The organism is Enterobacter sp. SLBN-59 (assembly GCF_024807915.1).
In the GTDB taxonomy this organism is placed as follows: Bacteria; Pseudomonadota; Gammaproteobacteria; order Enterobacterales; family Enterobacteriaceae; genus Enterobacter; species Enterobacter asburiae_B.
Genome location: NZ_JANUFI010000001.1, coordinates 2,117,317 through 2,128,957 on the forward strand (window position 1 = coordinate 2,117,317; position 11,641 = coordinate 2,128,957).

At 51.5% G+C, this 11,641-nt stretch carries 6 protein-coding genes and 1 tRNA gene; 5 read left to right on the plus strand and 2 right to left on the minus strand.

All coding sequences use genetic code 11. The features are described from left to right. Window positions 1–2 precede the first annotated feature (2 nt). Window positions 3–167: a YnfU family zinc-binding protein gene (locus M2422_RS10195; protein WP_213076230.1), complete on the plus strand. Its 165-nt coding sequence runs from the start codon at window positions 3–5 to the stop codon at window positions 165–167. Window positions 168–322: 155 nt separating this feature from the next. Then, window positions 323–8,905 (plus strand): glycoside hydrolase family 94 protein, encoded by an 8,583-nt coding sequence (locus tag M2422_RS10200; protein WP_259140553.1) that lies wholly within the window; start codon window positions 323–325, stop codon window positions 8,903–8,905. A 19-nt stretch (window positions 8,906–8,924) separates the two neighbouring features. Here the strand turns inward: M2422_RS10200 and M2422_RS10205 are convergent, their stop codons facing one another. After that, on the minus strand, window positions 8,925–9,158 hold the full coding sequence (locus tag M2422_RS10205) for a hypothetical protein (RefSeq protein ID WP_001446196.1): 234 nt from the start codon (window positions 9,156–9,158) through the stop codon (window positions 8,925–8,927). Between the two features lie 153 nt (window positions 9,159–9,311). Here M2422_RS10205 and M2422_RS23920 point away from each other — a divergent pair, with 153 nt between their 5' ends. The 3 genes from M2422_RS23920 (at window position 9,312) to lpxP (ending at window position 10,952) form a co-directional block, all read left to right on the plus strand. Further along, on the plus strand, window positions 9,312–9,488 hold the full coding sequence (locus M2422_RS23920) for a YnfU family zinc-binding protein (protein ID WP_213076229.1): 177 nt from the start codon (window positions 9,312–9,314) through the stop codon (window positions 9,486–9,488). A gap of 79 nt (window positions 9,489–9,567) precedes the next feature. Next, window positions 9,568–9,840 (plus strand): hypothetical protein, encoded by a 273-nt coding sequence (locus M2422_RS10210; protein WP_181642280.1) that lies wholly within the window; start codon window positions 9,568–9,570, stop codon window positions 9,838–9,840. A gap of 203 nt (window positions 9,841–10,043) precedes the next feature. Then, window positions 10,044–10,952, plus strand: a complete 909-nt coding sequence (lpxP, locus tag M2422_RS10215; protein WP_232927825.1) for a kdo(2)-lipid IV(A) palmitoleoyltransferase — start codon at window positions 10,044–10,046, stop codon at window positions 10,950–10,952. A gap of 572 nt (window positions 10,953–11,524) precedes the next feature. On the opposite strand, the gene M2422_RS10220 is transcribed toward lpxP, so the two are convergent. Beyond that, a tRNA-Thr gene (locus M2422_RS10220) sits at window positions 11,525–11,600 on the minus strand. Window positions 11,601–11,641: the final 41 nt, after the last annotated feature.

Below are 11,641 nucleotides of genomic sequence, written 5' to 3' on the forward strand. Positions count from 1 at the left end.
TTATGTCTGTTATCAATTACGCAATGAAATTCTTCAGCAGTGCGTCTACTGCCACTGCTGCCTGTCCTGTTTGTGGCTTAAAATCAGTACAACCGTTGTCAAAAATCCGGCTCAACCAGACCATGCTTTGCCCCGGATGTAAGGCTCTGTTTATCTCCCGACGCTAGCTCGACCAAAACCGCAGAACAGAGCTCATGTCCTATACTTATGTTAGATTCCGGCAGCTGTTAAATCCCTGATGCCTGACGCCCATCCTGAGAGAACGTTTCTGAACTGATTTCTCAACTGCTCCTGCGCGCTAACGTCGCATCAGAGCAATGCTATGAAAATGATCCCCAGAGCGTGGTTTAACCGCTCCCGTATTCTGATGAATGCTGCCGAAAACATAACGTTTTCGGCGAACGATCCTGCCGGTGAAAGCTCGCCGCGGTCAGAACTCTTTTCGACCGTCCAGATGGAACGCTACGGCCAGAAGCTGGCGCGGACTCATAAAGTATCACCGGATAGGCATCCTTATTATCTTCTGAAACGGCTTGGCGACAATGAGGCCGTCATTACCCAAAACTGCTATGAGCTTAACGCGGGTAAAAAGACCAGTATCATGCCCGCCGGTGAATGGCTGCTGGACAATTATTATCTGATTGAGGAACAAATCCGCACTGTCCGCCAGCATCTGCCGAAAAGCTTTGGCAAAGGTCTTCCGTCGCTTGTATCGCCGTTGAATTGCCCACGAATTTATCATATTGCATCAGAGGCCATTGCTCACGGCGATGGCCGCTGGGATGCCGCCAGCCTGACCAGCTATCTCACTGCCTATCAACAGGTGACGCCGCTGACGCTGGGTGAAGTCTGGGCGTTACCGGGAATGCTGCGCCTTGCGCTGATTGAAAATCTTCGTCGTATCAGTATGGAAGTGATAAAAGCGCAGCAGGACAGAAACCTTGCTGATACGTGGATAACAAGGATTGTCGAATGCGCAGAGAGTGCGCCTGGTGATTTAATCATGGTGGTTGCCGATATGGCGCGCTCCCGACCTCCGTTAACCAGTGCGTTTGTCGCAGAGCTGGTGCGGCGCCTGCAGGGGCATGGCAACGCGCTGTCGTTACCTCTGACCTGGGTTGATCAGTGCCTTCGGGAACAGGGGATCACCACTGACGTTCTCATACATAGTTTCAATCAGCAGCTTGCCGCCAGCCAGCTGTCCGTCAGTAACAGCATCGCGGGCCTGCGTTTATTGAGTGAAACGGACTGGGCTGATTTCGCCGAAACGATAAGCGTTGTCGAACAGGCATTACGCAATGATCCTGCCGGCATCTATCCCCGGATGCACTTCAATACCCGGGATCATTACCGGCACGTAGTTGAGGTTCTGGCCAGGGACAGCGGTCTCAGCGAGCCTGAGGTTGCTGAGAAGGTGCTGGCGCTTTCAGAGGAAAAAGCGCCCGATACACCGGAACATCATGTTGGTTATTATCTTGCGGGCGAAGGTCGACAGGCGCTGGATATTCATCTCCTGGCAGACGCCTCAAGGCTCATACGCTTGCGGCACAGTTTCAACAGAATAACCCTGCTGTCATGGCTTGGAAGCCTGGCGTTGCTGACAACCGCAGCGACCGCAGCAATATTGCACGAAACCGCCATGCAGGGCGCAGACTGGCTATTGATCGCGGTGATATTACCTCTGATTATCGCATTAACTCAGTTAATGAGCGATTTGCTCAGTGATGCAACCACCCGTTTTCGCGTTCCTCGACCCTTGCCGGGGATGGATTTTTCAGCCGGTATTCCCGCTGAAAGTGCCACCATGTTAGTCATTCCCTGCATGTTGACCAGCCACGAAAGTTTCAGCCAGCTCCTCACCAGTCTTGAAGTCTGCTGGTTGGGGAATGAAAACGAAAATCTCAGGTTCGCGCTGCTCACTGATTTTGCTGATTCTGAAAATGAACCCTCGCCGGAAAGTCACGCGCTGCTCAGACAGGCTATCGCCGATACGCAGGCGCTTAATCGCCGCTACCCCTCCGGCCGACCACGTTTTTATCTGTTACATCGCCAGCCTGAATGGAACCCCTCGGAAGGAGCGTGGATGGGCTATGAACGCAAGCGGGGAAAACTGGCGTTACTGAACAGCTGGTTGCGCCATCCCGGAACGCAATTCGTCAGCGTTGCAGAGATGCCTGCCCACCTTTTACCGGGTCACATAAAATACGTCATTACCCTGGACAGCGATACGGTGCTCCCGCGCGATACGGCACACAAACTCGTCGCGACGATGGCGCATCCGCTGAATACGCCTGAGTATGATCCGGTACGCCAGAGGGTTGTCAAAGGATTCGGTATTTTACAGCCCGGTCTTGCGGAGGAGATACCACGCAACGGTCAGGGGCGTTACGCAGCCCTGCGCAGCAGCGTACCGGGCAATAACCCTTATTCGATGATGTCTTCGGATATTTATCAGGATCTCTTTGGGGAAGGCTCGTTTGTGGGCAAAGGGATTTACGATGTTGATATTTTTATGCAGGCCACTACCAACATCTGCCCGGAAAATCTGGTACTCAGCCACGATCTGCTTGAAGGATGCTATGCACGTTCGGGTCTGCTGAGCGAGGTGTTACTGTACGAACAGTACCCTAATAATTATCTGTCGGATGTTGCACGACGTTCACGCTGGATCCGGGGTGACTGGCAACTGCTTAACTGGCTAAAACCACGCGTCAGAAAAGCCGATGGAACCCGGGTCAGGAATCCGCTGACCGCGCTTTCTTACTGGAAATTACTCGATAATCTACGTCGCAGTCTGGTCGCCCCCTCTTTACTGATATTGCTGTTCTTCACTCTGCTTTGGGTACCCAATCCGGTTTACTGGCTGGGCATACTGTTGCTGATATGGCTGTTGCCAGCCATCCTCTGCATCAGCCATGACCTTCTGCATAAACCTCTGCGTCGCCGCGTGAAGCCGCATCTGTTACTGGTGGGGGCGGGCGCGCTGAAGCGTTTGTCAGGTATCAGCCTTAATTTTGCGATACTGCCGCACGAAGCCGGATATTCGTTGAAAGCGATCGCCGTGACGCTATGGCGACTGGGGATAAGCAGGCGTCACCTCAGCCAGTGGGTCAGCCACAGCCAGGACAGCAGTCAGGCCAGACCCACTGTTGCACGTTTTTATCAGGCGATGTGGCTGAACGTTGCCGGTGGCGTGGCGCTGACAATACTGACCGGACAATTTGCCCCACAGCTGCTGGGGATTGCGTTACCGATCGGTTTGGTATGGTGTGTGGCACCGCTGCTGATGAGCTGGCTGAGTCGCCAGCCCGTGCGTAAGGTTTTTTCGCCTAATCAGGAACAAAAACAGCTGTTACGCCAGACAAGCCGTGAAATCTGGGCTTTTTTTGAAATATTTGCCACAGCAAAAGAGAACTGGCTTCCGCCTGATAATTATCAGGAAATACCACAACCGACGGTGGCACACCGAACTTCTCCTACCAATATTGGTCTTTCACTTATGGCTAACCTGACGGCATGGGACTTTGGCTACCTGCCTGGCGGAGAGGTGCTCCGGCGCGTGTCGCTCACGCTCGACACGATGGATAAAATGGAGCACTACCGGGGCCATCTCTACAACTGGTATGACACCCGTACGCTGGTCCCCCTAAGTCCACGCTATATCTCCAGCGTCGACAGCGGCAATATGGCCGGGCATTTATTGACCCTGCGTGCAGGCCTGTCCGCCATGCGTCATCAGCCTGTTTTAAGCAACCAACAGATACTGGCAGGACTGAACGATACGCTGGATATTCTGGAAAAACAGTGGGGTAAGAACCCACCTGACAGCCTGAGACTGCTGCGCAAGCATTGCCTGAACGCGGTGTCGCTCTCTCCGCAGGCGCTTTTCAGCGAACTGAAAAGCATGCGCACCCAGTGCAACCATCTGACCAGCGCATGTCATCAGGGATCTCCTCTTCAGATGCGCTGGGCTGGATATCTGGAGCATCAACTGGTTCAGCTTTGCCATGAGTGGTCTCTGTTGCTTGGCTGGTTGCCTGCATCCTGGAATGAACAGACGCTGCCGACGCTGAGCGAGCTTGCCCGTCCGACATTAACCGGTACAGGAACGCCTCCGGCGTCAGTGGCGGAGCAGGCCCGAATGCGACTCAATATTATCACCGAGCTGGAACAGCGGCTGGATGAGCATGCCCGGATGGATTTCGCCTTTCTGTACAGTGAAGCAACCAGTCTGCTCAGCGTCGGTTATAACTGTGACACCAATATGCCTGACAAAAGCCACTACGATCTCCTGCCGTCTGAAATCCGCCTGACCAGTTTTCTTGCCATTGCGACTAATCAGCTGCCTCTTAAAAGCTGGTACGCGCTGGGTCGATTGTTTACCACGATTGATAATGAAACTGCCCTGATGTCATGGAGCGGATCCATGTTTGAATATCTGATGCCGAATCTGGTGATGCCCACCTGGCCCGGCAGCCTGCTCGATGAAATGAGTCAGTCGGCGGTTATGCGCCAGATTAACTGGGGGAAAGAACGCGGGGTACCATGGGGTGTTTCAGAGTCTGGCTATCATGCTTTTGATGTTCAGCATAATTATCAGTATCAGGCATTTGGCGTACCGGGGCTCGGTCTACGCAGGGGACTTGCCGATGACATGGTTGTTGCTCCTTACGCCACGCTGCTGGCGCTGATGGTTTCCCCACAGAGAGCCTGTGAGAACCTGTTCAGGCTGCAAAAAAATGGTGCACGCGGAGAATACGGTTTTTATGAAGCGCTGGACTATACCCCCTCACGTCTTGCAACCGGTCAGCTCTATGCGGTGGTACAGTCCTGGATGGCGCATCACCAGGGTATGGCATTTCAGGCGCTGGCTCATGTGCTGCTTGACGCCCCCATGACTGAACGCTTTATGTCCAGCACGGTATTCCGGTCAGCGAGTCTGCTGTTACAGGAGCGCGTGCCGGATGCGGTCGATCTGTACAGTCCGCGCCGTCATTTTGAATCTCATGAGGGCATGGTCAAACCCGTTCGCTATGAACCCCGTATTTTCTATAGCGTGGATACCCCCTCCCCGGATATTCAACTCCTGTCCAACGGCCATTATCATCTGATGTTGACCGCGGGCGGCGGTGGTTACAGTCGCTGGAATGATATTGCACTAACGCGCTGGCGCAGTGATACCACCTGTGATAACTGGGGAGCATTCTGCTACATCCGCGATACCCAGACGGGAGATGTGTGGAGCAATACCTGGCAACCAACAGGCTACACCAGCGGACAAGACGAGGAAGTGTTGTTCACCGATGCGGGGGCAGAATTCAGACGCAGCTTAGGGGGACTCAGCGTCAAAACTCAGGTGGTGATCTCTCCGGAGGATGATGTTGAATTGCGACGGCTCACACTGATTCATCGTGGTCGTAAGCCTCGCTCTCTGGAGCTGACAACCTATGCTGAAGTGGTACTGGCACCTGATGCCAGCGATCTGGCACACCCGGCATTCAGCAATTTGTTTATTCAGACTGAGCTGGCTCCAGAGCGTGACGCTATTCTTTGCCACCGGCGCCCGCGCTCACCGGATGAACCGGGCCCTTGCCTGTTTCACATGATGGTGGTGCACGGCGATAACCGACATAACGTGTCGTTTGAAACGGACAGGGCAAGGTTTATTGGACGTGGCAGAAACCCTGCGAATGCACAGGCAATAGAGACGGGAGGGATGCTAGGCAACACGTCGGGCTCGGTGCTGGATCCGATACTGGCAATTCGCAACGCCATCATTCTGCAGCCAGGGCAGCCGGTTACGATTGATATCATTTATGGCATCAGCGAGACCCGTCAGCAGAGCCTGGCGTTGCTGGAGAAATATCGCGATTACCCTATCGCCGATCGCGTCTTTGAACTGGCCTGGTCTCACAGTCTGGTGGTATTGCGCCAGATGAACGCCAGTGAAGATGATGCCACGTTGTTCAATAGTCTCGCCAGCGCTGTGCTTTACCCTGTCCAGGAGCTGCGCGCCGAAGGCCAGGCGATAGGCCGCAACCGGCGTGGCCAGTCCGGACTGTGGGGCTGGGCAATTTCAGGGGATCTGCCGATAGTGCTGCTGAGTATAACCAGCGAGGAAAGTATCACCTCAGTGACCACACTGATTCAGGCACACCGTTACTGGAGACAGAAAGGGCTGGATGTTGATTTGGTTATCCTGAATAACAGCCCCGGCGGCTACCAGCAGGGATTACAAAATCAGATTATGGAGTTAATTTATGCCGGGTCTGAAGCCAGTCTGCTGGATAAAAAGGGCGGGCTTTTTGTCCGGAACGGTGAGCATCTCTCCGCTGAGGATAAGTTGCTTTTGATGAGCGTGGCCTGTCTTTATCTTGATGACCGCGCAGGGGGTATTAATGAGCAGCTTAACCAGCGTATTCATACCCTGAAATCGCCGGCAAGGGCATTCATTCCGCGTGCTGTGCGCGAGCGTAATCAACATACGGACTGGAGCCCTGATACCAGTCAGTTATGCCATTTCAATGGGTACGGTGGATTTTCTCAGGATGGGCGGGAGTATCAGATCGTCCTTCGGGAAAATGCGCTTACACCGGCTCCCTGGTCGAACATACTGGCAAATTCTCGTTTTGGCAGTGTGATCTCAGAGGCAGGGCAGGCCTATACCTGGTATGAGAATGCCCATGAATACCGGTTGACGCCGTGGGAGAACGATCCGGTGAGCGATCGCAGCGGCGAGGCATTTTACCTGCGCGATGAAGAGAGCGGGGAGTGCTGGTCGCCGACGGCTTTACCTGTTCGCGGACACGGTGACTACCTGACCCGCCATGGTTTTGGCTACAGCGTTTTTGCCCATCGTGAGAGTGGTATAGACAGCGAGTTGACGGTCCTGGTTGCTGAAGAAGATCCGGTTAAACTGGTGCTCCTGACGCTCAGTAACTCTTCGGGACGGACACGTCAACTTTCCGTCACAGGCTATGTAGAGTGGACGCTCGGAGAAACACGAACGCGCTCAGCCCCTCACATTGTGACACATGTGGCCAGAACGCCCGGTGGCTGCGGGGTGCTTGCGAATAACTTTTATGGTGATAATGGTGGCGGCCGAACTGCATTTTTTGCCGTCAGCGGTAATGATTGTTCTCTGACAGGGGATCGCCGGGAGTTTATTGGCCGTAATGGTTCCCTTCACGCCCCTTCGGCCATGAAACTGCAAAAGCTTTCTGGTAAGACGGGGGCCGGTCTGGATCCCTGCGGAGCGGTGCAATCGGCGGTTACATTAATTGACGGGGACCAGAGGACGTTTATTTTTATCCTCGGCGCAGAGGAGAATGATGTTTGTGCTCAGGAGACGCTGGCCCGCTACATGAACGAGGATACGGTCCGCCAGGAGCTGAACCGGATTCATAATCACTGGCACAATGTTCTCGATAAAATCGTAGTTAACACCCCCGACACGTCCGTAAATTTACTGGTTAATGGTTGGCTGCTGTATCAGACGGTCGCCTGCCGTCTTATGGCCCGGAGTGGCTACTATCAGTCTGGCGGTGCATTTGGTTTTCGCGATCAGCTGCAGGATACGCTGGCTCTGAGCCACGCTGCTCCGGACCGGATGCGTGAACAGATAATACTCTGTGCATCACGGCAGTTTATCGAGGGGGATGTGCAGCACTGGTGGCACCCGCCACACGGCAACGGTGTGCGTACCCGCTGTTCCGATGACTATCTTTGGCTGCCGCTTGCTGTGTGCCACTATGTTGAAACGACGGGGGATATGGATGCACTGGAAATACGCATTCCTTATCTGGAAGGACGCTCGCTTCAGCCTGGTGAAGAGTCTGTCTATGACACGCCGGTCATCAGCGGCACCGAAGAGACACTCTGGTTACACTGCGTCAAAGCTATTCACTATGGACTTCGCTTCGGGGAGCATGGCCTGCCGCTGATGGGGGCTGGTGACTGGAATGACGGGATGAACCGGGTGGGTATCGAAGGCAAAGGTGAAAGCGTCTGGCTGGGCTTCTTCCTGTACGACATTTTGCAGCGGTTTGCAGCGCTGGCGGAGCACAGGCTGGATGAAAGCGTCGCCGCGATGTGCCGTTCACAGGCTCTGCGCCTGCAAAGTAATCTCGAAGCCCACGCCTGGGATGGGGAATGGTACCGGCGCGGGTATTTTGACGATGGTACTCCCCTGGGATCGAAAACCTCACAGGACTGCCGGATTGATGCGATTGCGCAGAGCTGGTCTGTATTGTCCGGCGCCGCGAGCCCGGGACGGTGCGCAAAGGCCATGCAGGCGCTGGATAAGCACCTTGTGGATAACGAAGGAGGGCTGATCAAACTGTTAACGCCTCCTTTCGACGGACACGGTCCAAATCCGGGCTACATACAGGGGTACCTGCCCGGCGTGCGGGAAAACGGAGGGCAGTATACGCATGGCGCCATCTGGGCAGTGATGGCCTTTGCCCGAATGGGGAATGCCGAACGAGCCTGGCAACTCTGGTCAATGCTCAGCCCTATAAATCATACCCTGAATGCGGACTCTGTCGGGATTTATAAAGCTGAGCCTTATGTCATGAGTGCTGATGTCTACAGTGTCGCTCCCCATACCGGACGTGCAGGGTGGAGCTGGTATACCGGTTCCGCAGCCTGGGCCTGGCGTTTACTTACCGAGGGATTACTGGGGATAAAACGTTCCGGCACTGACTTTAGTGTTCATGCCAGGTTACCGGATGAGTGGTCCTCTTTTTCTATGGCATATCAATATGGTGAAAGCCATTATCAGATTAGTGTTTCACGCGGCGATGCAGAATATTGCGTGACGCTGGATGGTGTTCTCCTCCCTGATGACAGAATACCGCTGAAGGATGATGGACAAAACCATACGGTTGAGATCATTCAGAACTGACACTGATCCCGGAGGTGCATTAACGTCTGCCGTTAATGCGCTGATTATCCCTGAGAACATCAATCGCAGTCTGCATGGCGATTTTGTCATCCCGCCTTTTTTGTTTGTCCTGTATGACCTGAAGGTATTCCAGCAAGGTGCGGGTATTAATCGGTCGGCCCTGTTTACCCACAGCCAGCACGGCTTCTCCAAGAATAATTTTCACAGGCGGTAATTGTGCCGGATACCAGTCAAGGGTGTCTTCTGATTTCATCTTAAATTTCTCACGGAAGGGTAGTGTATCATAAATAAGACGTTCAATTTTCAATATCTGATATCCTGATTCAGACACAACTTAACATAACTTATGCCAGTTATTTTTATATTAAAGCGTATAATAATCACTCTATTCCTCAGAGAATTATTTATGTCTTATACAAATGGGCTCAGGTATTTTAAAGAAAGACCGGTTCATGTTGCCTGTCCGGTATGTGCACACAGAGCCGATCAGAAAGCAGGTAAACTAAGAAAAGATGCGGTTCTTGAGTGCCCTGCCTGCGGACTGTTGTTCAGACCTTCAGAATGCTGGTGTATCGGCGGCTGATCAGCTTCTGCCACTTAACGTCAGTGATGTCGGAAAATGACAACATTCCTCCTGTACTGCTGTTGTCGAGGGTATGATAATGAAATCTAAAAAATCTGTTTTTATTGAAGGGCATATCATGTCGAACAGCTGTCACGGACAGGCTGGCCAACCTTTCTGTATTCACAGGGTCAGGTTTAGTAATGGTAAATATGCGATTATTCGGGTGGCATCCGGGATATGTTTCAAACCAGACGAAATTATTCAACGAAACGATTGTGAGTGGTTTTGTAAACTTACCAAAATTCGGCTTCTTTCTTTTGAGTACCTTGATGATGATGAATCAAGAAGACAATTCCTTGAGTATCAATGATAAAACCATGGATTTATAACAGAATAAATTTGCTGGCTTACAATTCACTCCTGGTTCTTTAAATTATTCACCAGCCACTGGAAAATATTTTTTTCCTGAATTTAGATGAATTTAAATCATCTAAAACAAAATGTATCGCTAAAGACGAATTGCCTCATTGTTTTCCTTTTGCGTTATAACCTTCATTAGCATTAAGGAAATTTATGGCACAGACTTTAACTCATAATTTACTTCATCCTCGCCACTGGCTTACCTGGTCTGGTTTGGGTCTGCTGTGGCTTCTCGTTCAACTTCCTTACCCGGTTTTACATATTCTGGGCTCTGGCCTTGGAAAAATATCAAGACCCATTCTGAAACGCCGGGAACGGATTGCGATTAGAAATATCGAACTGTGCTTTCCCGAGATGACACCGTTTGCCCGGAGCCAGATGGTCAATAAAAACTTTGTTTCTCTCGGGCTGGGACTGATGGAAACAGGAATGGCCTGGTTCTGGAGCGATGCGAGAGTCAAAAAATGGTTTGATGTCGAAGGGCTTGAAAACCTGACCGGTGCGACAAGAGGAGTAATGGTTGTCGGGATTCATTTTATGTCCCTTGAGTTGTGTGGAAGAATAATGGGGTTATGCCATCCTATGATGGCAACGTATCGCCCACACAATGATCCATTAATGGAATGGGTACAGACAAAAGGGCGTATGCGTTCAAATAAGGCTATGATTAATCGACGTAATTTATCAGGTTTTGTTCATGCGCTAAAAGCAGGTGAAGCCGTTTGGTTTGCACCAGACCAAGATTATGGGTCTAAAGGAAGCGTTTTTGCACCTTTTTTCTCGGTAAAAAAAGCAGCAACGACGAACGGAACGTATGTTCTTTCAAAACTCGCTGGTGCACCCTTGATCACACTTAGCATGATTCGACGTAGCGATAAACAAGGTTATCACATGTATATCAGCAAGCCGTTGTCAGGCTATCCAGGGGAAGACAAGGTCGCCGCAGCGGCTTATATGAACAAGATCATCGAGCGTGAAATTCTCCGTGCTCCTGAGCAATACCTGTGGATGCATCGCAGGTTCAAAACGCGTCCTGAAGGCGAAGTCTCTTTATACAAATGAACAACTCTACTTGTCATGAGCCAGAATCTATCTTTCTTGCCACTGCGTATTTGTAAAAATGCGATAAGGAATTTTCGATCGGATTCATGTTAACGATAGCTTGACTGACAGCCAAGGTTAATCAATTGAACCGGTTCGGATTTGAAGGTCCGTTTTTCGCTCAAAGCTGCCTGTCAATAGTAGGGTATCGGATGCATTTTTTTGTTAGATATGACTAAGTGAAATGCAAATGGGTCGTCAAGTGAATGCAATAACCTAAATGGCAGACTAAACGTGTTTGAATGCCTGCGTAGGTTATTGTAATAACATCCTTTAGGTCAAACCGTGCTGGCTGCGAACTGGACTGACAACATCCGTAACCAGAAACCATCAAAGTAGTAATATTGCTCAAAAGACAAGATCGACGGGAGCTACAAGGTAACACGTGCCGTTAGCATACCCTTGCATTGAGCCACAAACAATCTCACTGTACTTGCCACAATTTTGCCACATCTACAACGCGCAAAATTGCACATTAGTGTTGAACAAAGCAAAACAATGCAATAATAACTTGATGATTTTATTATAAAAGATGGTGCCGATAATAGGAGTCGAACCTACGACCTTCGCATTACGAATGCGCTGCTCTACCAACTGAGCTATATCGGCCCTGAGAGGCCGGTTACGAGCGTAACCACGGGGCAAAAGGT